Raw genomic sequence first — 23,404 nt, 5'->3', positions numbered from 1 at the left:
TGGCAAACCAACTGTCCGTCAACACATAGCGGAACTTGATGGCATTCGCCACACTGGTCGCTATCATCTCCCGCATCAGCTCATTTTTGGTGAACTCACTGGCCCGCTTGACCTTGCGGGTCTTCACGTCACTGAACTGGTAAGGCTTGCACACCACTTCAAAGGCGACGGGAATTGAAACTTCCCCACTATAGTATAGGGCGTTCAGCAAGTTGATACCTTTGACCGAACGCCCTTTGCAGTGATCAAAGTGCCAGCACATGATTTCGTTCTCATCCGTCCAGGCCTTCTCCTGAATGGTATCGTCAAATATCAGGCAACCATCTTCCTGTTCTATCTGGCGTACCGTTGCTTTAACCTGACTCCAAAGGTCTTTGGAGGTAAATGCTTTCGATGCCAGAAAACGCGTCATCTGGTCATGGCTTATATCCCCTTCCATCATTGCCGACAATCCGGTCGCCGTCGTAAACCCGTTATTGCAGATCAGGTAGTCTGTGTATAATTCTAGTTTTATTTTTTCCATCCCGAAATAATACGCTTTTTGAGGGGTGGGTGCGTAACATCAGATATTAATACTTAACATTTTGGGAGTCAAAATTTAAGCTTGCTCATACTCAATTTAAGGCCCTTGCTTTTTACTTTTGTTGCCGGATAATCGCATAGAAATACCAAAACGATTGACGTCGGCTCACAGCAGCGGGTAGCATGAAAACTCTTCTAGAAAATCAATAGCCTGTAACCGTGCATAGTCAACGCTTCAATAAAATTATTCACTTAACAGAACATGCCCAAAAACGCATGATTGAACGTGATATTTCAATGGAGTTGCTAATCGACCTCATCGAAACAGGACAGTTAAGCTATAAAGACGACAAACATGCGTGGATTGCAAAGTTCTATCAACATCGAACCGACAACTTGCTTTGTGCTGCAGTAGTCATAGATCAAACGGTTATTGTTAAAACAGTGATGTATCACTTTAGCTTCGAGAATGAATTATGAAAACAATTTACTACCCGGAAGACGACATATTGGAACTGCATTTCAGCGACAATCCTATCGTTAGAGAAACAACCCAAGATTGGAATGTGGTTTTGTCTTACGATGCTAATAATCACCTTGTGCAGATGGTGATATTAGAAGCCAGCGTTTCTGGTCTTCTGCCTTTGCAGGAACAGAAAGCCGCTTAGGTTATAGTCGGGTTACGCTATGCTAACCCGACATGACTTCCTCTTAAACATGCACAATGAAAGACCTGACCCTCTCCTTGTTTCTCGCCGATTCATGACCCCAGTTATTCATGGTTTTAAGGTGGGATACTTTGGTTGAGGCGGTTGAATTTCCTATCCATTTGGAGTCTGCTGAAGGATATTTCACGATGACTGATAAGAAAGTGTGCGCTTGTTGCCCATCGGAAATCACGGAGATCAATGACTCTGAAGAGCATGTGATCCCAAACTCGATAGGTGGGCGCAAAAAGGTTCGCGGATTTATTTGTATTACGTGCAACAGTTCGTTCGGTCAGTCTTGGGATACTAAATTGGCTGAGCAGCTTAACTGGTTTTCGCTGGCAGTTGGTATTGAGCGCGAACGGGGCAGCAGCCCAGATGAGATCGTCCAGACGGTGGACGGGACTGAGTTACGCTTGCGAGCCGACGGAACGATGACGCGTAAGGAGCCATTTTTTCAAAGAACAGAATCCGACGGTAAAGCCAACATACGTATGTTTGCCCGCACAGAACGCGAAGCTCGGAAAATGTTACAAGGGATTAAGAAAAAGCATCCTAAGTTTGACCTGGAAGGTGAGTTAAAGAACCTTAAAATGACGCCGTTCAAGGAGGACAGTGCGCTGCAACATCGGCTTGAATTAGGAGGTTCAGAAGCAGGACGATCCGTAGTCAAAACAGCCATCGCGCAGTGTGTCGGCTTGGGAATTCCCGCGCACCGCTGCGAAATTGGCATCCACACATTAAAGACGCCAACCGATGACAGAGGATTCGCACTTTTTTATATCCGAGATGTGGTGATCGACCGGCCGCAAACCGATTTATTCCATCTTGTTTCTATTCGGGGCGATTCAGAAAAAGGCACCCTGCTCGCATATGTTGAGTACTTCGGAGCAATGAGGGTTATGGTCAACCTCAGCAGTAAATTTGAAGGGGACAGTTTTACAGATGTGTACGCGCTTAACCCACAGACGCGTGAAGAATTGGACCTGTCGGTGAACTGGGATATACCTGCAACCGAGCTACATGCTGCGTTTAATGGCTTTGGATTGGACGCAAACAATTTCGATCTCGCCTGCAGAAACGCTACGGCAATCGCCTCTGATATGCGAAAGATGAGGGAAAGACATCATGTACATCGCGAGGAGCTTTCCGCTGTGTTATCCCAGCTAGGCATCCCGCCGGGCGGTATCCCGGAACCGAAAGACTATGACAAATTTAACGGCATGATGGAGGAAAAATTAGGTTCTCTTTCAGAGTTCATCAAGAAAATCCCCCCAATGCCCGATGACTAATTCAGATTCCAGATTAAGCACGGGGGTCATGGGGTCAGGGTCATGGGTAGAGTAAGAAAACACAGGGTCTTGCAATCACACATCCGGTCTGAGCTTAGCCCAGTCGGACATGCTGTTTATGCCTGACATTAAAAAAAGGCCGTCAATACCAGCGATATAACGCCAGCCAATAATACGCCGAGCATCCATCTGTTTAGATTTAATTCACCATCAATACGATCAAACCGAACATTCATGTCGGCCTTAATGTCATTTTTGGCTTCGATTAGGTCATGCTTAGTGACAAGTTCATCCTGAGCTTCGGCAATCACAGTACAACCGCCTTGAGTGGCAGCGAGAACCGGCATATTCGGCAAGCATCACCAGATTCGCCGGTAACACCGCCTCGCGCTACGCGCCCTTCGACAAGGCTCAGGACAAGCTTGAATGGCCTTATTCTGTGGCTGATTAATTCCAGTGCCATTTAGTGCGGCACAACATGGTCTTGCAACCATTCTAAAAAATCTTGCCGATCCATTTTACTGGCGGCAACAGCCAATATGACTGCTTCTTGACTATCAACATCGGCTTGTATTTCATAGCCATTCATCAGCAAGGTAACCTCAAGCGCGGCATGACCAATACGTTTATTGCCGTCGACAAACGGATGATTATTAATCAAAGAGAAACCTAACGCCGCCACTTTTTCGATTAATGTCGGGTACAGCTCCTGATTTGCATAACTCATGCGAGGCTGTGCCAATGCGGATTCTAGTCCTTCTTGATTACGAACTCCCATGGCACCGCCTGATTGCTCAATGACTCGCTTATGCAGTTTTAAAACCTGTTCCAGCGTTAATAATTGCATTAGGACAGCCGTTTATACAGCTCTTTATTTTTATCCATGGCGTAGTCCATTGATTGCTCAAAATCGAGATGGTTGTCGCTATCGGTTACTTGTATTTTGATTTTATGTTTCGGCAAATTTTCTAAAATTTCCAATAACGCATCATACAAAGTATCTTCAACTTGAATGGTTAATGTTTTCATGGTCTCCCCTGTTTATTCCAGCGCGTTAGGTTGGCAGCGTAGGTTGATGCTGTTCCAACCCAACATTTGCCGCATCCAAATAAAATATTTGTAGATTCTACTCGAAAATCACGGCCAACCGTGCCAGCACTTCATCCATAATGGATTCCGGCACACTTTCCAGCTTCTTAGCGTGACGGGAGCTTAGGTCGATAGCTCTCGGCTGATCGCACCGAATAACGCCGGTGGTATTCGTGCCTGCCCCCATCAACGTCACCGCAAAGCCGCTGGTACGGGCATGATTTCTGCCCCCAGTAATAGGCAGAACTACCGGCGTATGGGTTGCGCGATTGAACGCAAGGGGCGAAACAACCAACACCGGGCGGGTTCCTTGCTGCTCATGTCCTGCAGTCGGATCGAGTGAAACCAGATATATGTCACCCCGCTCCATTTATAGTAGCTCGTTACCGATCGGGCCGGAATCTAACCAGGCGTGATCTTCATCGCTGATCGGTGCGGAAGCGTCACACTGCGCCAACAACTCGTCAAGGGTGTAGCGCGGCCGCAATTGAGGTTCGACCACCAACCGGCCATGATCAATCTCAATGCCGACCGTAGTACCGGCCCCTATATGCAACATATCGAGAAATGCAGGTGGAACGGCCATCATAATTGAGCCGCCCACTTTGCGAAGACTTGTTGTGTACATGGCTATGCTTCCTAGTAATTATACATAAATATAATGTGACTGTAGCAACTGATACTTTGCTTAGCAACAAGCAGTTTAGTTAGGTGGCTTTCCTATCCAATTCCTTCAAATGCTTTAATTTTTCCTTGATCTTGATTTCCAGGCCCCGGTCTACCGGCTGGTAATATTGCCTGCCCGCCAACGCATCGGGAAAATAGTTTTCCCCGGCGGCATAGGCTTCCGGCTCGTTATGGGCATAGCGGTATTCCTTGCCGTAATCCAGCGATTTCATCAATTTGGTCGGCGCGTTTCTTAAATGAACCGGCACGCCTAGGCTGCCGCTCTGTCTGGCATCGGCCATCGCCGCATTGTAGGCCATGTAAACCGCATTGCTTTTCGGCGCACAGGCCAGATAGACGACGGCTTGCGCCAAGGCCAGCTCGCCTTCCGGGCTGCCTAAGCGCTCCTGGGCTTCCCAGGCGTTGATGCAAATCTGCAAGGCTCTCGGATCGGCATTGCCTATATCCTCGGACGCCATCCTGACCACGCGACGGGCCAGATAGGACAAATCGCAGCCGCCATCCATCATTCGGCACAACCAGTACAGCGAGGCGTCGGGCGAACTGCCGCGCACCGATTTATGCAGCGCCGAAATCTGGTTGTAAAATTCTTCGCCCTGGTTATCGAAACGCCGTACGCCGCCCGACAGCACTTCCTTGGCGATGGCTTCATTAACCGTCTGTCCGCCTTTGGCGGCGGCAAGCTCTACGGCGATTTCCAGCAAGTTGAGCAGTCTTCGGGCATCGCCGTCAGCCGCCTGGGCGAACTGCTGTTTGATGTCATCGGCCATTTCGATAGCCAGACCGCCCAAACCGTGCACCTTATCGGTTAACGCTTTATCGATCACCGCCAATAAATCATCCGCCGTTAAGGCGTTAAGCACATAGACCCGAGCCCTGGACAATAACGCATTATTCAGCGCAAAAGACGGATTTTCGGTGGTCGCACCGACAAAATAAACCGTGCCGTCTTCCACATGCGGCAGGAATGCATCCTGTTGCGACTTGTTAAAACGATGCACCTCATCGACGAACAAGATGGTGCGCCGATGCTGTTCCAGCTGGATTTTTTTGGCCTCGGCAACCGCCGCCCTGATTTCCTTGACACCGGACAGCACCGCCGAAATCGGCATAAACTCGGCATCGGAATGCTGGGCAATGATTCGCGCCAGCGTGGTTTTACCGGTACCCGGCGGTCCCCAGAAAATCATCGAGTGCAAGCGTCCCGATGAAATCGCTTCATACAGCGGCTTACCGGGCTTCAGGATATGTTGTTGGCCGACGTAATCGGCTAACTCGGTTGGCCGCATCCTGTCGGCCAAGGGTTTGGTCAAATCATCGAAAAGCATAAAAATCAGGCGAAGGGCAAAAGGCTAAGGACGAAGGTTCATGCTGTTTTAGCCTTTCGCCCTTCGCCCTTTGCTTAAATTCAATCAGAGAAAACATCGGCACCTTTGGGCGCCTTAAACTCGAATAAAGTCTGCTTTAACGGCGGGTTCAAAATTACATTGGAAAAATAAATACGCGTCAGCTGACCGAAATTGTCACTCAACTCCATGCCACCCAGCGAATCGTTATTTAAACCGATCAGCACATATTTAAAACTGCTTTCCTGACTTTTAGGGACTAATTTTACCCACATCAAGTCGCCATCGACACCCTGCTGTTCCATGGTGTAATTATCCTCCAGGGAAATTTCGCCGCTTAACAGCAATGCCGGTGTTGACCCCATAGACTCATCGAGTTTTTTAACGGTGACCTGTTCCAGATCGGTATCATAAAACCAGACCTTTCCGGTCGTAGAAACAATCTGTTGTTGAAAGGGTTTTAAATAATCCCAGCGGAACTTCCCCGGACGTTGCAGATAAAAAACGCCATAACTGGTTTGAGTAGGGTTTCCTGCTTCATTAATCAATACCTGCTTAAAATCGGCGGTGAGCGATTTTGTATTCTTTAAAAACGCTTTTAATTGCCTGACCGGCTTATCTTCTGCATAACCTGATGCATGGACCAGCAACATTGCTATCAAGCCGGCGAAAATTATAATTTTCTTCATAAATACCCCTGTTAATTATTCGGTAACCAATCGTTAATCAAGGTTTCAAATTGATTAACGGGCGAATCCACACACGATGAATACTCTTCCGGGGCTGAACCGGCAATGAATGGATACGACTTCGCTCCCGTGCAATTTTCATTCGCCAGCAAGCCGTTAGCCGGATCAACCCATGCCGTCTTAATATTGTCCGGCGGAATCAGGTTCACCGGCTGGTTTGAAATCTGCTTCATTAACGACGTCCAAACTTGCAAAGCACCGCTTGCCCCGGTTAACCCGGCCGGCTTGTTATCGTCCCGGCCAATCCAGACCACAGCTAAATAATCACCGGTGTAACCGGCAAACCAACTGTCTTTTGAATCGTTAGTCGTACCGGTTTTGCCGATCAAACCATAGTTTGCCGGAAAAGCGGAATACGCCGAACGTCCGGTACCTTCATGCATCACTTCCTGCAACATAGTATTGACGATATACGTTACCGACGGATCAAGCACTTGCCTCACCGTAAACGGATAACTTTGTAAGCGCGTACCGTCGGCCGCAACCACCGCCCTGATGCCTTTTATCGGCGTTGAAAAACCGTCACCCGCCAGCGTTTGATAAATTTGAGTGACTTCCATCGGCGTTAAACTCGCAGCCCCCAGCAGGAATGAAGGGAACAAATCAATCGCCCGGGTGATGCCCATACTGCGTAATGTTTTAGCGACTCTGGCCACCCCAATATCCATCCCTATCCGAACAGTAGCCAGGTTGTATGAATGCGCCAGTGCCGTATGAAAACTCACGGTGCCATGCTCTCTGTGATCATAGTTTTTAGGACTCCAGTCATTGCCATGCGAGCCCTTAACCAAAATGGCCGTATCGCTGACCGGCGTGGTAATGGTGTACTTGTTTGGATATTCCAGCGCGGTCAAATACACGACCGGCTTGATTAACGAACCTATCGGCCTGACCGCATCCAGGGCACGATTAAATCCAGCACCGGATACTTCGCGACCGCTCATCAGCGCGGCTATCTCGCCGCCGTCTCTATGCGTAACCACAGCAGCGGCCTCAAGGTCGTTAGCTTTAGGCAGTTTTTCAAGCTGCTTTAGCTTTTTGGACAGCGTATCCTCCAGCGCATCCTGAACCCGGGTATCCAATGTGGTGAAAATTCTTAGTCCTTCGGAGGTTAAATCTTCCTCCTTGTATTCCTGTCTTAATTGCCGCTTGACCAGATCGAGAAAGCCGGGATAACGATTGGTTGAACGGTGGGTATTGGCGATCACATTTAAGGCCTTGGCTTTCGCCTTGACTGCCTGCTCTTCAGTGATATGACCTTCCGCCTCCATCTCTCCCAGCACCAGATTGCGTCGTTGTACGGCGCGATCGGCATAACGCCTCGGGTCGTACTCAGACGGCCCGCGGACCAACGCAATCAACGAAGCCACATGTTCCAGAGGCAAGTCCTTTAAAGAACTGCCGAAATAAAATTCGCTGGCCAAGCCAAAGCCATGCACCGCGCTGCCGCCATCCTGACCCAGATATATTTCATTTAAATAAGCCTCCAGGATTTCATCTTTGCTGTAGCGATACTCCAAAATCAGTGCCATAAAAGCTTCTTTGACTTTCCGCGTCAAACTGCGTTCAGATGTCAAATAAAAGTTCTTAACCAGCTGCTGGGTAATGGTACTGCCGCCTTGCACAGTATGACCGGCAAGCACATTCATCCAAACTGCCCTGGCAATGCCCTTAAATGAAATACCGATGTGCTGATAAAAATCCCGGTCTTCTGAAGCCAGCAATCCTTTAATAAGCGCATCAGGCGCCTCTTCCAGCTTGATTAAAATCCGGTCTTCTTTGATCCTGGGATATAAGCTCCCGATTTGCACGGGATCCAGACGCACAATAGCGAGATCTTGATTCTGCGCAGCGTCGACGATGCTGGCGATGCCAGATGCGGTAAAATTCACTCGTATCACGCTGCTGGGTTGAGCTTGGTCCCAGAAGGTAAACCCCCTGGTTTTTACACTGACTTGCGAGCCGTTTTTAAAATACGTGCCTTCCGAAGACAAATGAACATCCAGCCGATAATGTAGCGCCTGCAGTAACGCTTCAAACTCTGCGCCAATCAGCTTATAACCGGCATAAAGCTCTACCGGACTGGCATAAACCCGTGCCGGAATAGCCCAGCGTTTACCTTCGAATTGGCTACGCACGTTGTGGTCCAGGTAACCCAGATAACTCGCCAAAATAAATGCAAATCCGGCCACAAAAACCAGAAATGAATTTCTAATCCAATGAGAACCTGACTTTTGGGGAGCCGTTTTTTTCTTATCGTATCTACCCGAGCTACGTTTTTTGGTTTTTTCTGCCATAACCTCTTACAACATTTGTTTTATTAACGTGCGCTATTATACATAAATAGTGTCGTAGGTTGGGTTAGGCGCATCTTTTTGCGCCGTAACCCAACGCGTGAGACTATACAGTCAACACAACCTTCCCGGTGCTATGCCCGGCTTCTATCAATTGATGCGCTATTGCGGCCTCTTCCAGCGGTAACTGTTTGCTGATATGTGCCTTTAAAAACCCTTGCTCAATCCATTGCGCGCATTGCTTCAAAATTTCAACGTGCTTGTCTCTTGCCTCAGGCAAATCTCTGAGCATCGGCGTTAACATCAGCTCAAAGCCTATCGATAAATTACGCATTCGGGCTTCAGCCAGACTCAATTCGCCCGGATCGAGCAAGGTCACCAGATGACCGAAATGCGCGGTCACTGGGATGCTTTGTTTAAATACCTCAGCGCCCACGGTATCGAAAACCAGCTCAGCGCCTTTGCTGTCAGTCAGTTTATTGACCGCATCGGCAAAACCGTTTTGGGTATAAATAATGGCTTCATCAGCGCCCATCGCTTTGACAAATTCGGCCTTTTGCCCGGAACTCACCGTGGTAATCACTCGGGCACCTTTTAATTTCGCCAATTGTATCGCCACATGCCCTACTCCGCCTGCTCCGGCATGAATCAGTACTGTTTGACCGGATTGCAATCTGCCGCGATCGAACAAAGCGCCCCACGCGGTAATCAACACCAGCGGCAATGCGGCGGCCTCGCTAAATGAACCGGTTTCCGGCATCAAACTCGCCCAGCGTTGATCTATTACCGTAACTTCGGCGTAATTGCCCTGTTCACGGCCTAGCCCACCATGACAAAACCAGACTTTATCGCCCGGTTTAAATTGACTGACCGCACTGCCGGTTTCGATAACCTCTCCAGCTCCGTCACAACCCAATACCGCAGGCAGCGGATTATCATAAAGCAAGCCGTTACGCCTGATTTTAGTATCGACAGGGTTGACGCCGGCGGCTTTAAGCCGGACTTTGATCTGGGTTGCCGTGGAGATTTCCGGCTCGTCAATATCATGTAATTTCAGGACATCTGGATTACCGATGGCTGTCATCATTATTGCTTTCATGTTTTTGCCTTTTTTGTAAATAGAAATACGTAACCTCTCACTACAGATTTAATAATCAGGCGAAGGACAAAAGGCGCAAGGCGAAAAAACCAACCTCCAAATTAGCCACCCTTAGCCCTTAGCCCTTAGCCTTTTGCCTTTTGTCTTTTGTCTTTTGTCTTTATCCATCAGCCAGCCATTGCCGACGATAATCCTGATAATCGTAATGTTTCATTTTTTTTACCCGTAGAGAGTTGCTCAGGTAAATATCCGGCAGGTTGTAGCCATTAAAACGGTTCGCCTTAATCAAGGTGTAAGCTCCAACCTGTTTAAAAACCACTTTATCCCCTATTTCCAACGGTTCTTTAAATCGATATTGTCCGAATATATCACCGGCCAAACAGGTACAGCCCGCTAAAATGGCAGTATATTGCCCATCAGGGTCATGTTCATGCAATTCAGGCTGACGCTGATATTCGAATACTTCGGGATTATGATTGACCGAGGTGTCCAGTATCACGATGCTTACACCGTCACTGACAAAGCTATCAAGCACCGTTGCCACTAAATGCCCTGTTTGGCCTACGACCGCTTTGCCCGGCTCAATATAAACCTCAATGGCATAATCATGTTTCAGCTTATTGACCAACTCGACAAATGGGCGATGATCTTCAATCCGATCAAACAAATAGCCGCCGCCGATATTCAACCATTCAAGATCGGCCAATCCTATCCCCAAATGCTGCTGAAGCTTGTCGATCGTTTTAATTAACGGGCTGAAATCGGTTGCTGAAAAAACGTTATGGATATGCAGACCCTGAATTTGATCAAGACAAATCGACCGGCTCAATTCATCAATAGCCACACCCAGCTTTGAATGCTGCCGACAAGGATCGAAGCGCTGATCATGCAGAAAAGACAACTTTGGATTAACCCGTAAGCCGATTGAGGTCTGAGCCCCGGCCGTTTCAGAATACCGCCGATATTGCGGCAGCGAATTAAAGCTGATGTGGGAGCACAGCAAGCTGAGTTCATCCAGCTCCTCCGGTCTTATGCCGGGCGTGGTCAAATGAATACTGCCCTGCCCGGATAAAACCTCATCGGCCAGCCGCGCTTCGAATAAGGAACTGACCGAGAAGCCATCAACACAGGGCTTCGCCATCTCCATGACTGCGGAAAAAGGCAAGGCTTTAATCGAATATAAGACATTGCAGCCGCACTGATTTTTCAGCTCGGTTAAAACCGCCAACGCCCGGGTCACTTCTATTTCATCGACAACAAAAGCCGGCGTGGAATAAATACTGTCTTTCAATACTTGAAAATCCATCAGCTTAAAAACTGCCGTCCTTTACCGGCATAAACTGCTTTTTCCGTTATGACAATATCCATGGCCACATCATGAGCCTCCATAACGACTTGCTCAACTAGCTGGGACTCAAAACAAACCCCGATTAATACCGTATCGGCTCTGACACGCTTCAATAAGCGATCGTAATAACCTCCGCCATTACCCAAGCGCCCGCCATTTCGATCAAAAGCCACGCCCGGCACCAATACGCAATCGAGCTGTTTAGCGGCGATTGCTTTCCCCGCCTCGCCCCATCGTTGCTGAGGTGGCTCTAAAATTCCCCACATGCCCGGCACCAGTTCGGCAACATCTTCCAGCCACCATAAACCCAACTTATTATGCCCCTGCTGATCTTTAGTGCAGTAAGGGACGACTATGCGCTTAGCGGTTGTCAGTTCACACAATAATGCCGCTTGAGTCCTGGCTTCTGAGCGGCAGTGGCTATACCACATCACAGTTTTGGCCTGCCGATAAACAGGATGCGCTATAAATCGGTCGCAAATAATCCGGCTAAGCGCCTCTTTATCGATTTGCTGATTGCGCGCATCGTTAGCTTTGCTGCGTTGCCGTTTTTTCAGATCATTCATCTGCACCCCATAATGTTGTACCCTGGAAAACATAAAATTACCCCGATAATACACAGATTCAACACCGGTTCAAAACTCAAATAGGCAAGCGCATTTTTATTCTGCGGCTTTTTCTTTTATACTTGCCGGATAAAAACATAAAGGAGAGATCATGGAAAAGCCATTTATTTTACATATGCTAACCACCGCTAAAAATCTTAGCCCGTTTGATGTCAATATGGCATTGGATGCAGGCTGGGTTTCCGCATCACCCTACATCAATGTTGAACCCAGCGAAGTTCAAGGCTTAGTGCAGGATGCCATTTTCTCTCGCAGTCCCAAGAACTTGAAACGCACCGGGATATTCATTGGCGGGCGTGATACCAAACAAGCGATGGATATGTTAAAGACGGCGAAACGTTCAATGTTCCCTCCTTTTCAAGTTTCCGTCTTCGCTGACCCCAGCGGCGCATTTACCACCGCCGCCGGCATGGTTGCGGCAGTCGAACGCGAATTAAGACTTAAATTCGACACCACTCTGGAAGGAAAAAATATTCTCGTTCTGGGCGGAACCGGCCCTGTAGGCCAGGTGGTCGCAGTGATTGCCGCTCAATGCGGAGCGCAGGTGAAACTCATCGGTCGTCAACTGGACAAAGCTCAAGCCATTGCCGATATGTGCAACAATGAATTCGGCGAAGGTAAAATCACCATTGAAGCCGGCGCAGACGCCGATAAAGCCGAATACATGAAAACCGCTGATGTGGTCTTTGCAACCGGTGCCGCAGGCATTGAATTATTGAGCGCAGAACTTATCGCTTCAGCCCCACAACTCAAAGTTGCTGCCGATGTTAATGCAGTACCACCATCAGGTATCGCAGGCGTTGATGCTTTCCATAATGGCACCCCCATCGAGGGTTCAAACAGTGGTGCAGTCGGCTTGGGCGCTATGGCAATAGGCAATATTAAATATCAGACTCAAATCATGATGCTGAAAAAAATGATCAGTACCGATAAGCCTGTTTACCTGCATTTTGAACATGCTTTTGAAACCGCAAGAGACTATATTAAATCAAGTTCTTGAGTTTACACTTTCGGATTAACCTGCATAATAACAAGGAACTCTAATGGCGAAGCGTAGCATTCTTCATATGTTTGACCCCATGCCGAACAATAGCCCATTCGACATTAACATGGCTCTGGATGCGGGGTTTGATGTCCTTATGCCGTATAACAATGTCAAGCTCGATAGCGTGCATGGACTGACTCAAGATGCCGTTTTCTCCCGCAGTCCATCGGGTGTTAAACGCACCGGAATTTTTATCGGCGGCCGCGATTTAGGCTTGGCTATGGACATGCTAAACACCAGCAAACAAGCGATGGTTTCGCCTTTTGAAGTCTCGGTTTTTGCCGACCCCAGCGGCTCTTTCACCACCGCTGCGGCCTTAGTGACTTGCGCGGAAAAAGAACTCAAAGCAAAGCACAACAAAGAACTGAAAGAATGCTCAGTGGTGATTTTTGGCGGAACAGGTCCGGTAGGTATTGCTACGGGTATTATTGCCTCATTAGCCGGTGCCGATGTGACATTAACCGACCATTTGTCAATCGATACGGCCGTTGATGTTGCTAAAGCCTACAACCGCCGCTTTAACTGCACGCTTACAGGAGTCCTGGCCAAATCCGAAGCCGATAAAATCCAATTGGTAAAGGATGCTGACATTATCTTTTGTACCGCTAAAGCGGGCATTCAGGTTTTAAATGCCAGTGTTCTTAAAGAGGCGACCCAACTGAAAGTGGCTGCCGATGTTAATGCCGTCCCACCTTCCGGAATAGAGGGCATCAACAACAATGATTCCGGCGCACCACTCATCCACGCAATCGATGCGCCAGGCGCAGTAGGTATTGGTGCCTTAGCTATTGGGAATGTTAAGTTTCAACTGCAGCATGAATTATTAAAAGCGATGCTGGAAGCCGAACAGCCTTTATTTATAGACTTCAGATATGCATTTAACAAAGCCAGAGAAATGCAATTTAATACTCACGTAAACTAGAATAACAACCAGGTTTTACTCACAACTCAGGTCTCTGCAAGTTAACGTGGAAACCTGAATCACCAAATCAAAGCGCCATCGATACAATTGAATTTAATCGCCATGTGAATCAATTCAACATCATTTTTTACGCGCAACTTACCGTAAAGACGATAGCGATAAGTATTTACCGTCTTGTCACTCAATTGCAGTATTGCCGACATTTCCTGAATCGTTTGTCCCTGGAAAATCAAAGTCACCACTTCCGCTTCTCGCGGAGAAAGTATTGAGAACGGCGATACATTACTTCCAGGCAAGCCCTGAAAAGCGAGGTTATTGGCAACTTCAGAACACAGGTAACGCTTACCTTCAACTACTTTCCGAATGGCATGAACCATTTCATCCATTGGCGAACCCTTAGAAATAAAACTTAAAACACCCAGCTTGAATAGTTGATCGGGAATAGGGCCGTCATTATGAACAGATACCGCAATGATCTTTACTTCAGGATCCAGTTGCAGGATTCTACGGCAGGCTTCTACACCACCTATCCCCGGCATGTTAACATCCATCAATACCACATCGGGCGACAAATCAACGACTGCATCAATAGCTTCCTCACCCGATTTAGCCACACCGATAACAGCAATATCTTCAACCTTATTCAATAATGCTTCAATCCCGGCTCGAACAAGTTCATGATCATCGACGAGTAAAACACTAATCATAACTTTTTCATCCCTTTTTCAACTAACTATAAAACAGCTAGCCATATGCATTCAAAAAGCATCGATAGTACATTATATGCCCATATTTATACATAAGTAGATTTACCTAAATTGATGTAATATGCTTTTACAATGTTTTAAGCCATCAACATCTACATAACCAATATGTCTTGATATTATTACAAAATGAAATTCGACAAATTATCAATAAAAACATTTCCGAAAAAAGTTAACCCTTCAACAGCCGCGGGTATTTTTTTAAGCATTATTCTAATCCTGTTTATTATTATAATTGCTGCCAATGATCCGCTTTCTTTTATTAACTTAACCGGACTTGTGATTGTCATAGGCGGCACGACTGCTGCTATCTTTTTAAGCTATCCTTTAAGAGACATTAGACATGGATTGAAATCAGCAAAACTTATTTTCTTTTATGAAGACCTAAATCCCCAAAGGGAAGCTAACGAAATTGCCGCCGTTGCTCAAATGTGGTTTAACAAAGATAAACTTGCCATTGAAAACATCATCGACAGCATCAACAACCCCTATTTAAAAACCGGCTTCCAGCTTATCGTAGACAACACCCCGGTAGAAGACATCTTGTCGTTACTTAAATGGCGTATTGCCCGACTGAGAGCCAAAGAAAAAGCCGAAGCTAATATATTTTACAGTCTAGCCGCTTATTCTCCCGCGTTTGGCATGCTGGGCACCCTGGTAGGCATGATAAATATGCTGCAAATCATTGAACTTAAAGATATAGCAGGCATAAGCTACAACATGGGCATTGCGCTGATTACCACCTTTTACGGCCTCATCATGGCCAACCTTATCTTCAATCCTATTGCCATAAAACTCGAACGGCGCACTGAACAGCGCATTATGATTATGAGCATGATCATGGAAGGCATTACGCTGATAGCAGCTCGTCGCAGCCCCTCGTTTGTCCGAGAAACGCTCAAGTCATTCATCAAGCACTATGACGATGAATTAAAAGACTGAAGCCGTTCGCCGGGGCTATAAATCCCAGCCTTGAATCTCACAAACCGACTAAGTCCTGAAAAATGAGTAAATATCCATTGTCGAAATTACAGTCCTCACTGTCCCTAGAGGATCTGCTTAACCAACCGGACACACACAACTCACAAAACTGGTTATTAAGCTATTTAGATGTATTCGTGCTGATCGTCATGCTAGTCATCACGCTGATTACATTAAGCGACTTAAACACCGAACAGCAACAAGCAGCCGCCAATAAACCGCGAGCGATTAAGCCTAGAACAGTACCAACGGTAATATGCCCTCCAGTTGTTGTACCGGCTATCGTAACCTGCCCTCCCCCCATTGTTGCGGAAAACAAACCCGTTCAAGCCATCGTACCCATCGAAAATAACGTCGAGATAAAAACCGAAGCCAAAGAAAACAACAGCATTGCTCCCGCTCCTGTCAATACGCCGGAAATTAAAAGCGCCGATAACATCACAACAAAGCCCATTCCCCAACCGATTAACACCCAACAGGCAACCGTCAAGCCAACAGACGAAAACAAATTGCAGCAGCAGTTAACAAAAGCAATTGATGAATTTGGCCTTAATAAAACCGTCAACATAAAAGTTACCCATGGTTATGCACAGCTTGAGATTCAAGACAAAGTGTTGTTTAAATCTTCAGAAGCAGATCTAACAGTTCCGGGAAAAGCCTTAATAAAGCGCCTTACCCCCTTATTAAAACAAGCGGTTGGCCTGATCCTAATTGAAGGACACACAGACAACATCCCCATTAAAACCGCCCAGTTCCCTTCAAACTGGGAACTGGGTTCTTCCAGAGCCACCAGTGTTTTGCACTTCTTGGTCTCACAACAATTAGACAGCAGCCGCTTGCGAGCCATTACTTATGCAGACACCATGCCCGTCACCGACAATGCAACACCGGAAGGCAGAGAGAAAAACCGACGCGTCAATATTTTAATCAAATTTTCAGAACAATAAACCCAAGGACTTCCTTAAAAAATCGAACAACCAATCCCCCGATTATTTAACATGTCTGCGCCGGTGCTGTATCATAAAGTCGTACAATCTTAAAAAACGCCTGCGCCTTATCTCTTTCAAACCAAAAAGAAGGCGGCATCTTTATAACAAATAACCGGGGGAATTAATGACTGTTGGTGTTGATGATTTTAAAAAAGCTATGCAACTATGGACCAGTGGCGTCACCGTTGTTACGACACATTCTGAAAAGTTCGGCATTCAGGGCATGACAGTAACCGCCTTTTCAAGCGTTTCAATTAATCCACCTCAAATATTGGTTTGCCTAAATGAATCTGCCGATACCGGCGCGGGAATTAAACAAAGCCAGCATTTTGCTGTCAACATTTTAAGTTCAACCCAACAAGACGTTTCCAATCAATTTGCCGGAGGCAGCAACCAACAGCAACGGTTTGAAAATACCCCATGGACAGCGGGCACTACCGGCGCACCCATTCTGGATAACAGTCTCATGTCCCTGGAATGCAAAGTCATAGAAGAAGTTCGCGCGGGCACTCACTGGATTATAATCGGCGAAGTACAAGACTGTGTGTGCCGCGAGGGAGAACCCCTTTTGTATTATCGAGGTAATTACCAGCAACTTATGCCCCAACCATAACCCGAATCAAAGACAAACAAATACCCCTTAAAACGCTATGCGGCAAGGTATATTTCGCAAAAAACCGCTCCTCTTTGAGGCTTTTTTAAAACCGGCATTACGGCCCTAATAGAATTATCTTTGAGTCTAGTTAAAATATTTTGCCCTGCTCATATCTTTAGTGCTATTATTTGTTCCGGTTAGAGTTTGAGCCAGCTTTATTTATGAAGCTGGGATTTGTAAGCCAACAAAAATTGGCGATTTTTTAAGCAAGAGTGTGATATGTCAGAGCAAGTTGTAGGTACCGTTAAGTGGTTCAATGATGAAAAAGGTTTTGGATTTATTGAGCAGGAAGGTGGCAAAGATGTTTTTGTTCACCACAGTGCAATTAACGGCGCAGGCCGCAAGACCTTGAGAGAAGGCCAAAAAGTTACTATGGAAGTAACTCAAGGTCAAAAAGGTCCACAAGCCGAGAATGTAACCCCAGCGTAACAAACTCATATACTTGGCCCAAAGGTCTATCGACTTTTGGGCCAAGCTCATATTTAGTCACCCACTTATGGCTTTTGTAAACATAGCAAGCCAAGACTAAATATTGATGAGTTTTAAAAAACGCTTCGGACGAGAAATTCGTTTTATTTGAGCAACCCTCCTAAATTACAGCATCATGCACAAACTGCATGTACTTGCTGTGTACGCCCTTTTAATTTGTTAGGGCATAGACAACCTATTCAAATTAAGCCAGATCGCGTTTAATTATTGCGCATCACCATCCTATTTTAAGCAACAGCATTTCTACTTGCTTTCTTTGCACTCAATAGATTCTGATGGGCCGGATTACAGAGAAATAGTTATTTTGTAACCAATCCCGTATGTCAGGCTTTATCACACTTCCCTTAGGTTGACGAGATCCAGACAAAAAGCGCCCTAGTCGAGAAAATAGGACGCCGAAAAAAGCGAAAAAAGAGGGCCATCTTCACATTTACAAGCCAACATCGACGACAAGGCCTTGCTCGCTCAAGCTTTTTTGCAAATAGGCAGCCGTTTTCTTTCGCTCTCAACAACCAGAATGCGCATCAATAAACTCGTTTACGTCTGGCGAACAACACCGATTCAACTAAGCGATGCTTTTGAATACCGGTTTCCGAGACGGTTAATAACTATTGGATGCCGGGAATTTAATCTTGGCTATCCGCCGATAATTTGCTGCACATCATGATTTACCTCACCGTTTTCATGCACGACAGAACGAACATGAATGTCCCGTTGCGGAAATGGAATGACTATTTTATGCTCACGGAAGGCCTTTTCAAGGCGAAAGTGTAAGTCATGCGTAGTCGGCAATCGATTTGCCAATTCACTGACAAAAAGACGGATAGAAAAATCCAACGAGCTATCGCCAAAACCGACGAACAATACACTTGGTTCTGGTTCGGCAAGTACCAGCGGCATCGCTTTTACCGTATCGATCATGACCTTATGCGCCAGCTCGACATTGGAACCGTAGGCAATACTGACCGGAATCACCAGGCGGGTGGTGGCATCGCTTAAGGTCCAGTTTACCAACTGACTGGTAATAAAGGTTTTATTCGGAATAATCAGCTCTTTTTGATCCCAGTCGATGAGTGTAGTAGCCCGCATTTGAATCCGGCTGACTTTACCGCTGACATTATCGATAGTTACGGTATCGCCAACCCGTATCGGGCGCTCAAACAGCAGGATAATACCCGACACCATATTGGCGAAAATTTCCTGCAAGCCGAAACCCAAGCCGACACTGAGCGCAGCAACCAGCCACTGCACCTGCGACCAGCTGAAGCCCAGCTCGTTTGCCACACTGATAAAACCTATGGAAAACAACACATATTTAGCCAGCTGATTAACCGCATAACGACCGCCTGTCTCTATCGACAAGCGCCTGAATACCAATAATTCCATCACGCCGGAAAAGTTTCGTATCGAGACCACGATAATAAAAACATATAAACCGGCCAGCAATAGATTAATCAGGGTTATCGGCTGATAACTCTCCTGATTATCGACATTAACCAGATGCTGCCAGAGCACAACTTGCTCCAAAAATGAAAAGGCCGGCAGGATGTTTTTCCAGATTATCCAAAAACCGATCACCAGCGTAAATCCGATAAAAACATTCAACAGCTTTATGGTTTGGGCATTTATTTTAGGAATATCGATTTGTTGTTCGTCAACCGGCAACACCGGGTCTTCCGATCCAGCCAGATGCTTTTCGGTAATCGCCGCCGTCTTGCGTTTCTGTCTGGCATTAGCAATGGCCAATTGCCTGTTAATCAGCGTTAACCAGCGAATCACCATCGCATGGATGATAATGGCCAGAAAAATCAGCCGTAGGGTAATAATGAGTTTTTGTTGCAACTCCAATGCGCTTAAATAATAGCCGGCGACCGCAAAACCGATAATAACCAACGGTATGCTGATGACTGCAAAATACCACGCATAGCGCAGCTTAGCTATCCACCCTTCAGGATTATTATTGATATAATTTTGCAATAATCCGGTCGAAGGTTTTAACACCCGGCCTGCAAACATTGCCATTGCAATCATGATAATGATCAGCGCCAGGCGGCCGATACTGTCGCTGTGCACCGAAAATTTTGAGGCACTGGTGCTGCTGATAATAAACATCCCCGGCACGGCAATAAAACGGATCCAGCCAATCTGCATGCGCAACAGGCTCACTGATGTTTCTTGCCATTGAAAATGTTTGCGCGCAATACCATCGACTGCAAACAGGCGATAGAAAAATTGCAGAAAAAACATCGTCAATGCCGCGCCCTGCAATCCGTCACCGACGGATTTAGTAAAATCGTCAACCTGAACATCTCTACTTAAAAACCAGCCTATATAGTTAAAAAGTAGCGGCAGCGGCAATACCAGTATTAAATTGTAAAGCAAGGCCTTTAAGGTGTAATAAAAATTATCGGTATAAATTTTCTCGACCTTGCCGGATATAGCCGCTAATTTTAACTTCGCCCAATTCTTAGACAACAGCAAAGCGACAAAAAATATGACCGCAACAAAGATCAAAAATAGATGCTGAAAAGTCAGCTTAACCGAATCTTTAATCACCACCATCCAGTTAAACGGCGACAACAGCCATTGCGCCGAATGATACAAATCGGTTATATATCCCAGGCTAATTGGCTCAGAACTTGGCACCCACAACAAGCGCTCGTCCAGATAAATCGCAAACTTACCGGCCTGAGTGATCATTTGTTGCCGGGCAAAATCGAAATCGCCCAACGCGCGCAAATACGTGCCGTAGGCAACGGACAGCTTGTTGAGTAACTCTTTCTGATTGTTCAGCAACACCCGTAATTCAGCCTGTATCATCATACGTTGCTCGACAGGCAAAGCTTGATCGACTTGTAGGCTCATCATGTCCTTCAGATCTGCGTCAATATCCATCAGCCGTTTCAGTTTATCTTCGACTTTAAACTGCGCCAGACTGGTCAAGGCAGTTTCGTTTTGAATGGTCTGGGACTGCTGTTCAAATTCATCCTGAACCGGTAAATTGCGCCGCTGCTCGCGCAGGATTTTGCCTAGCGCCGGACTTAAGCCAGCCAGACTGATTTTCTTTTCGGCGCTTTTAAAGTCGGTTTCAATTTCACTGGCTTGGGCCTCAACCTTGGCTTTTTGTTCGCTGTATTGTTCAATTTTGGCGGTAATATCCTGTAAATCACGGCTGTATTGAATATTATCTCGGGTACTTTCCTGGATAAGAACATGCTTGTCGGAAACCTCTTTTTCTGCTTGACTGAGTGCGTCCTGTATCTGTTTCGCCTCTTGCTGACGCAGATCGAAAGTAAGACTTTCGATTGCAGCAACAACCGGATTTAGCGCCGTCTTTTGCATATCCAGTAATTGAGATTGGGTTTTAAGTAATTCGACCCTGACCGGATTACTGATAGCTTCAACATCAAGCATTTTTAACTCAGCAGTGCGCGCATCAATCAAGGTTTTTAGCTCCACCTGTCTGGCTTCAGCCTCCAATTTTGCATCGGCTTTGTTGGCAGGAATTCCCAGCTTTTTCTGTGCTGCGGCCAAACTTTGCTGTGCGGCCAGTATTTCTTCACGGATCAACTGCGGGCGGCTATTTTGCACCGCAAGCTCATTTTCAAATTTCTTTAACTGCTCGTCCAGATTACTGATTTTCCCTTTCTCAATAATAAGCCGCTGCTCAAGTTCCTCAACCGGTATCTGACTAAAATCTTCCGGTTTTTGCTTGGATACTTTTAGCAAAACATGCTCGATTTCTTTTTGCAGCTTTTTAGTTTGCTCGGGCGCTTGTTTGATAGCCAACTTAAACTCAGCGGCTTGCGCTTTAAACTTTTCGATATTGGCCAAATTATCTTCGGCCGTCTGATAAATAAACAACAACTTGGATTTTGTAGCCTTATCAACGCCTTCCCGGGAATTGATCACATCGATTTTGGCCTTTAGCGTGTCTTTATTGATTTCAATCGTTGCGCTTTTTTGCCCGACATCCGACGCAGTGGTTTTAGCCCACGCCACGGTTGAGCCCATGGCGATAACAAGCAATAAAAACAGCAAGGGATAAATCTTTGATTGGGCGGAAGGAAAATTAATGACTTTCATAGGTAATACAGAGTTTAACTGGTAATGAATACACTTAAACATTGTAAACTGTTTTTGCCGGTTCCCAAGCAGGCAAAAACAACCTCTTTATTTAACGCCACTGTTCTTCGTGGTTATTTCTTAGATTTATGCTAAAAATGAACTCTTTAACAGCCTCCTATCGGCGAGTCTGCTGCCTTACTGATTTCGGTGAATACCCAAATAGTGCTAAATTAAGACCCTCATTTATTCGGGAGCAAGCTTGACATGAGTTTTTCTAATGTTTCCCATGCCTTGGCCCAGCCGGTGCGCTATCGGGTCTTAACCCGTTATCTTGCTCGCATCGGTCTTGCCGTCATTGTCTTGAGATTAGTTCCTGTTTCAGTCTCTTGGCTGAACGGCGACCGGGCGTTTATGATTAACCAGCTAAGTACTTTAGTGGTGCTCAGCGCCATCTGTCTGCCGTTGTCCCGGATTCAGGCGCCTGAAGACATCAAGGATAATGAAGTGCTAGTCATTTTCGCACTGTCTTTTTTCCTGTCTGCTGCATCCGGCTGTATTCCTTTTATCGGTGAAGGCTTGAGCAACATCGATGCTTTTTTTGAAGCGGTCTCGGCAGTGACCACAACCGGCTTGAGTACGCTGAGTCAAATACAGCGGCATTCAGCGGGGTTTCTATTCGCCCGTTCCTGGATGCAATGGTACGGCGGCTTGGGCATCGTTATTTTTTCAATCGGTTTGCTATTTCAGGATAAGGGACTTGCCGCCCGGCGTCTGGCGATGGGCGACATCGGCGATAGTCGGGATATTTTAGGCAATGCGCGTGCGCATTCGGTTAAATTGCTCACTATCTATTGCGCACTGACCGTGTTTGCCATCAGCCTGTTATTAATGGCCGGCGCCGCACCATTAAGCGCGGTGACGCACGTATTGAGCGGCATATCGACCGGCGGATTTTCCATTTATGATTCAAGTCTTGCGGCTATTGATCAATGGTCTATCCAGCTTATGATCGTGTTATGCAGCGTACTGGGAGCCGTTTCCTTGCCGTTCTATTACCGGTTTGTCCAGAACGGTATCCAGGAATTGTCATTCAATCTGGAGATTCGGGCCTTGTTGTGGCTATCGATATTGGTGATCGGCTTGCTGTTTTTTTGTTCCGGAGAAAGCGGCGGAAATGCCTTGTTGAAGCTTAAACACGCCGTAATTCTGGGACTGTCTGCTCAAACCACGACAGGGTTTTCCAATGTCGATGTGGGCGCTTTGGATAATGCCTCCAAACTGAGCCTTATTTTTTCGATGCTGGTCGGCGGGTCTATAGGATCGACTGCGGGCGGTATAAAAATCCTGCGTTTACTGATTGTACTCCGATTGTTACAGTTTTTTATTCAGCGCACAGCACTGCCCGCTCATGCCGTCCTGGAACGGCATTTGAACAACGGCAAACTGGAATTCCATGAAATAGAAAAGGCTTTAATGCTGATCTTAATCTTCATAGGCACCGTACTATGCTCCTGGCTGCCCTTCCTGATGGCCGGTTACGAGCCGCTGAATGCCCTGTTTGAGGTTGTTTCGGCTTGTTCGACCACCGGTTTGTCGACCGGAATTACCCGAACCGAACTGGAACCTGGACTGAAAATCGTGTTGATTGTCGACATGCTACTGGGACGGGTCGAATTTTTGGCTTTTTTGATATTTCTTTATCCGCGCACCTGGATCAAGGTGGGGAGTTAAT

24 protein-coding genes are annotated in these 23,404 nt (G+C 46.5%); 10 read left to right on the top strand and 14 right to left on the bottom strand.

Annotation, left to right across the window (positions count from 1 at the left end; genetic code table 11):
• Positions 1-523: transposase (locus RW114_RS05885; RefSeq protein ID WP_340121798.1), on the bottom strand; the 523-nt coding region annotated here is incomplete at its 3' end.
• A 218-nt stretch (positions 524-741) separates the two neighbouring features.
• Here RW114_RS05885 and RW114_RS05880 point away from each other — a divergent pair.
• The 3 genes from RW114_RS05880 (at position 742) to RW114_RS05870 (ending at position 2,521) form a co-directional block, all read left to right on the top strand.
• A complete protein-coding gene (locus RW114_RS05880; protein WP_340121797.1) occupies positions 742-1,002 on the top strand; it encodes a DUF4258 domain-containing protein in 261 nt (86 codons plus the stop codon).
• Complete coding sequence (locus RW114_RS05875; RefSeq protein ID WP_340121796.1) at positions 999-1,190, top strand: DUF2283 domain-containing protein; 192 nt, start codon at positions 999-1,001, stop codon at positions 1,188-1,190. Before RW114_RS05880 ends, RW114_RS05875 begins: the two co-directional genes overlap by 4 nt.
• A 188-nt stretch (positions 1,191-1,378) precedes the next feature.
• Positions 1,379-2,521 (top strand): HNH endonuclease, encoded by a 1,143-nt coding sequence (locus RW114_RS05870; RefSeq protein WP_340121795.1) that lies wholly within the window; start codon positions 1,379-1,381, stop codon positions 2,519-2,521.
• Positions 2,522-2,649: 128 nt separating this feature from the next.
• Here RW114_RS05870 and RW114_RS05865 read toward each other — a convergent pair whose 3' ends face one another.
• The 11 genes from RW114_RS05865 to RW114_RS05815 form a co-directional block, all read right to left on the bottom strand.
• Complete coding sequence (locus RW114_RS05865) at positions 2,650-2,868, bottom strand: hypothetical protein (protein ID WP_340121802.1); 219 nt, start codon at positions 2,866-2,868, stop codon at positions 2,650-2,652.
• Between the two features lie 116 nt (positions 2,869-2,984).
• Entirely contained in the window at positions 2,985-3,368 is a 384-nt protein-coding gene (locus RW114_RS05860) for a type II toxin-antitoxin system death-on-curing family toxin (protein WP_340121794.1), read from the bottom strand.
• Positions 3,368-3,550, bottom strand: a complete 183-nt coding sequence (locus RW114_RS05855; RefSeq protein WP_340121793.1) for a hypothetical protein — start codon at positions 3,548-3,550, stop codon at positions 3,368-3,370. The genes RW114_RS05860 and RW114_RS05855 overlap by 1 nt, the downstream gene beginning before the upstream one ends.
• A gap of 97 nt (positions 3,551-3,647) precedes the next feature.
• Positions 3,648-3,980 (bottom strand): type II toxin-antitoxin system PemK/MazF family toxin, encoded by a 333-nt coding sequence (locus tag RW114_RS05850; RefSeq protein WP_340121792.1) that lies wholly within the window; start codon positions 3,978-3,980, stop codon positions 3,648-3,650.
• Positions 3,981-4,238 (bottom strand): AbrB/MazE/SpoVT family DNA-binding domain-containing protein, encoded by a 258-nt coding sequence (locus RW114_RS05845; RefSeq protein WP_340121791.1) that lies wholly within the window; start codon positions 4,236-4,238, stop codon positions 3,981-3,983.
• 79 nt (positions 4,239-4,317) lie between these two features.
• Positions 4,318-5,625 (bottom strand): replication-associated recombination protein A, encoded by a 1,308-nt coding sequence (locus RW114_RS05840; RefSeq protein WP_340121789.1) that lies wholly within the window; start codon positions 5,623-5,625, stop codon positions 4,318-4,320.
• A gap of 80 nt (positions 5,626-5,705) precedes the next feature.
• Positions 5,706-6,332: an outer membrane lipoprotein periplasmic chaperone LolA gene (gene lolA / locus RW114_RS05835; RefSeq protein WP_340121788.1), complete on the bottom strand. Its 627-nt coding sequence runs from the start codon at positions 6,330-6,332 to the stop codon at positions 5,706-5,708.
• A gap of 11 nt (positions 6,333-6,343) precedes the next feature.
• Positions 6,344-8,689 carry a penicillin-binding protein 1B gene (gene mrcB, locus RW114_RS05830; protein ID WP_340121787.1) on the bottom strand — a complete coding sequence of 782 codons (2,346 nt, stop codon included), beginning with the start codon at positions 8,687-8,689 and terminating at the stop codon, positions 6,344-6,346.
• 103 nt (positions 8,690-8,792) lie between these two features.
• Positions 8,793-9,785: a zinc-dependent alcohol dehydrogenase family protein gene (locus RW114_RS05825; RefSeq protein WP_340121786.1), complete on the bottom strand. Its 993-nt coding sequence runs from the start codon at positions 9,783-9,785 to the stop codon at positions 8,793-8,795.
• Between the two features lie 160 nt (positions 9,786-9,945).
• Positions 9,946-11,091 (bottom strand): type III PLP-dependent enzyme domain-containing protein, encoded by a 1,146-nt coding sequence (locus RW114_RS05820; protein ID WP_340121785.1) that lies wholly within the window; start codon positions 11,089-11,091, stop codon positions 9,946-9,948.
• Entirely contained in the window at positions 11,091-11,699 is a 609-nt protein-coding gene (locus tag RW114_RS05815) for a 5-formyltetrahydrofolate cyclo-ligase (RefSeq protein ID WP_340121784.1), read from the bottom strand. The genes RW114_RS05820 and RW114_RS05815 overlap by 1 nt, the downstream gene beginning before the upstream one ends.
• A gap of 151 nt (positions 11,700-11,850) precedes the next feature.
• On the opposite strand from RW114_RS05815, the gene RW114_RS05810 reads away from it, so the two are divergent.
• Together RW114_RS05810 and RW114_RS05805 are read left to right on the top strand one after the other, a co-directional pair.
• The gene (locus tag RW114_RS05810) at positions 11,851-12,759 is read left to right on the top strand and encodes an NADP-dependent methylenetetrahydromethanopterin/methylenetetrahydrofolate dehydrogenase (RefSeq protein WP_340121783.1); all 909 of its coding nucleotides are present in this window, start codon (positions 11,851-11,853) and stop codon (positions 12,757-12,759) included.
• A 43-nt stretch (positions 12,760-12,802) separates the two neighbouring features.
• The gene (locus tag RW114_RS05805; protein ID WP_340121782.1) at positions 12,803-13,726 is read left to right on the top strand and encodes an NAD(P)-dependent methylenetetrahydromethanopterin dehydrogenase; all 924 of its coding nucleotides are present in this window, start codon (positions 12,803-12,805) and stop codon (positions 13,724-13,726) included.
• A gap of 59 nt (positions 13,727-13,785) precedes the next feature.
• Here the strand turns inward: RW114_RS05805 and RW114_RS05800 are convergent, their stop codons facing one another.
• Positions 13,786-14,433, bottom strand: coding sequence for a response regulator (locus RW114_RS05800; protein ID WP_340121781.1), 648 nt, complete (start codon positions 14,431-14,433; stop codon positions 13,786-13,788).
• Between the two features lie 336 nt (positions 14,434-14,769).
• On the opposite strand from RW114_RS05800, the gene RW114_RS05795 reads away from it, so the two are divergent.
• From RW114_RS05795 to RW114_RS05780, 4 genes are all read left to right on the top strand, one after another.
• Positions 14,770-15,432, top strand: a complete 663-nt coding sequence (locus tag RW114_RS05795) for a motility protein A (RefSeq protein ID WP_340121780.1) — start codon at positions 14,770-14,772, stop codon at positions 15,430-15,432.
• Positions 15,433-15,494: 62 nt separating this feature from the next.
• Positions 15,495-16,418 carry an OmpA/MotB family protein gene (locus RW114_RS05790; RefSeq protein ID WP_340121778.1) on the top strand — a complete coding sequence of 308 codons (924 nt, stop codon included), beginning with the start codon at positions 15,495-15,497 and terminating at the stop codon, positions 16,416-16,418.
• A gap of 166 nt (positions 16,419-16,584) precedes the next feature.
• Positions 16,585-17,073 carry a flavin reductase family protein gene (locus tag RW114_RS05785; protein WP_340121776.1) on the top strand — a complete coding sequence of 163 codons (489 nt, stop codon included), beginning with the start codon at positions 16,585-16,587 and terminating at the stop codon, positions 17,071-17,073.
• Between the two features lie 261 nt (positions 17,074-17,334).
• On the top strand, positions 17,335-17,544 hold the full coding sequence (locus RW114_RS05780; RefSeq protein WP_006893693.1) for a cold-shock protein: 210 nt from the start codon (positions 17,335-17,337) through the stop codon (positions 17,542-17,544).
• A gap of 696 nt (positions 17,545-18,240) precedes the next feature.
• On the opposite strand, the gene RW114_RS05775 is transcribed toward RW114_RS05780, so the two are convergent.
• A complete protein-coding gene (locus RW114_RS05775) occupies positions 18,241-21,690 on the bottom strand; it encodes a mechanosensitive ion channel domain-containing protein (RefSeq protein ID WP_340121773.1) in 3,450 nt (1,149 codons plus the stop codon).
• Positions 21,691-21,936: 246 nt separating this feature from the next.
• Here RW114_RS05775 and RW114_RS05770 point away from each other — a divergent pair, with 246 nt between their 5' ends.
• Positions 21,937-23,403, top strand: a complete 1,467-nt coding sequence (locus RW114_RS05770) for a TrkH family potassium uptake protein (RefSeq protein ID WP_340121772.1) — start codon at positions 21,937-21,939, stop codon at positions 23,401-23,403.
• The last annotated feature ends 1 nt before the right edge of the window (position 23,404 follow it).

Source organism: Methylobacter svalbardensis (assembly GCF_037671525.1).
GTDB lineage: Bacteria > Pseudomonadota > Gammaproteobacteria > Methylococcales > Methylomonadaceae > Methylobacter_A > Methylobacter_A svalbardensis.
The sequence above is the reverse complement of the archived record's forward strand: the minus strand, read 5'-3'. Positions and strand labels throughout refer to the sequence as shown.

What these genes read in the sequence shown, in the direction of transcription:
- RW114_RS05855 (WP_340121793.1), bottom strand. Translation starts at nt 3,550, where the DNA reads ATGAAAACATTAACCATTCAAGTTGAAGATACTTTGTATGATGCGTTA.
- RW114_RS05820 (WP_340121785.1), bottom strand. Translation starts at nt 11,091, where the DNA reads ATGGATTTTCAAGTATTGAAAGACAGTATTTATTCCACGCCGGCTTTT.
- RW114_RS05810 (WP_340121783.1), top strand. Translation starts at nt 11,851, where the DNA reads ATGGAAAAGCCATTTATTTTACATATGCTAACCACCGCTAAAAATCTT.
- mrcB (WP_340121787.1), bottom strand. Translation starts at nt 8,689, where the DNA reads ATGGCAGAAAAAACCAAAAAACGTAGCTCGGGTAGATACGATAAGAAA.
- RW114_RS05850 (WP_340121792.1), bottom strand. Translation starts at nt 3,980, where the DNA reads ATGGAGCGGGGTGACATATATCTGGTTTCACTCGATCCGACTGCAGGA.
- RW114_RS05770 (WP_340121772.1), top strand. Translation starts at nt 21,937, where the DNA reads ATGAGTTTTTCTAATGTTTCCCATGCCTTGGCCCAGCCGGTGCGCTAT.
- RW114_RS05800 (WP_340121781.1), bottom strand. Translation starts at nt 14,433, where the DNA reads ATGATTAGTGTTTTACTCGTCGATGATCATGAACTTGTTCGAGCCGGG.
- RW114_RS05875 (WP_340121796.1), top strand. Translation starts at nt 999, where the DNA reads ATGAAAACAATTTACTACCCGGAAGACGACATATTGGAACTGCATTTC.
- RW114_RS05860 (WP_340121794.1), bottom strand. Translation starts at nt 3,368, where the DNA reads ATGCAATTATTAACGCTGGAACAGGTTTTAAAACTGCATAAGCGAGTC.
- RW114_RS05845 (WP_340121791.1), bottom strand. Translation starts at nt 4,238, where the DNA reads ATGTACACAACAAGTCTTCGCAAAGTGGGCGGCTCAATTATGATGGCC.
- RW114_RS05870 (WP_340121795.1), top strand. Translation starts at nt 1,379, where the DNA reads ATGACTGATAAGAAAGTGTGCGCTTGTTGCCCATCGGAAATCACGGAG.
- RW114_RS05865 (WP_340121802.1), bottom strand. Translation starts at nt 2,868, where the DNA reads ATGCCGGTTCTCGCTGCCACTCAAGGCGGTTGTACTGTGATTGCCGAA.
- RW114_RS05840 (WP_340121789.1), bottom strand. Translation starts at nt 5,625, where the DNA reads ATGCTTTTCGATGATTTGACCAAACCCTTGGCCGACAGGATGCGGCCA.
- RW114_RS05815 (WP_340121784.1), bottom strand. Translation starts at nt 11,699, where the DNA reads ATGAATGATCTGAAAAAACGGCAACGCAGCAAAGCTAACGATGCGCGC.
- RW114_RS05825 (WP_340121786.1), bottom strand. Translation starts at nt 9,785, where the DNA reads ATGAAAGCAATAATGATGACAGCCATCGGTAATCCAGATGTCCTGAAA.
- RW114_RS05790 (WP_340121778.1), top strand. Translation starts at nt 15,495, where the DNA reads ATGAGTAAATATCCATTGTCGAAATTACAGTCCTCACTGTCCCTAGAG.
- RW114_RS05780 (WP_006893693.1), top strand. Translation starts at nt 17,335, where the DNA reads ATGTCAGAGCAAGTTGTAGGTACCGTTAAGTGGTTCAATGATGAAAAA.
- lolA (WP_340121788.1), bottom strand. Translation starts at nt 6,332, where the DNA reads ATGAAGAAAATTATAATTTTCGCCGGCTTGATAGCAATGTTGCTGGTC.
- RW114_RS05805 (WP_340121782.1), top strand. Translation starts at nt 12,803, where the DNA reads ATGGCGAAGCGTAGCATTCTTCATATGTTTGACCCCATGCCGAACAAT.
- RW114_RS05785 (WP_340121776.1), top strand. Translation starts at nt 16,585, where the DNA reads ATGACTGTTGGTGTTGATGATTTTAAAAAAGCTATGCAACTATGGACC.
- RW114_RS05775 (WP_340121773.1), bottom strand. Translation starts at nt 21,690, where the DNA reads ATGAAAGTCATTAATTTTCCTTCCGCCCAATCAAAGATTTATCCCTTG.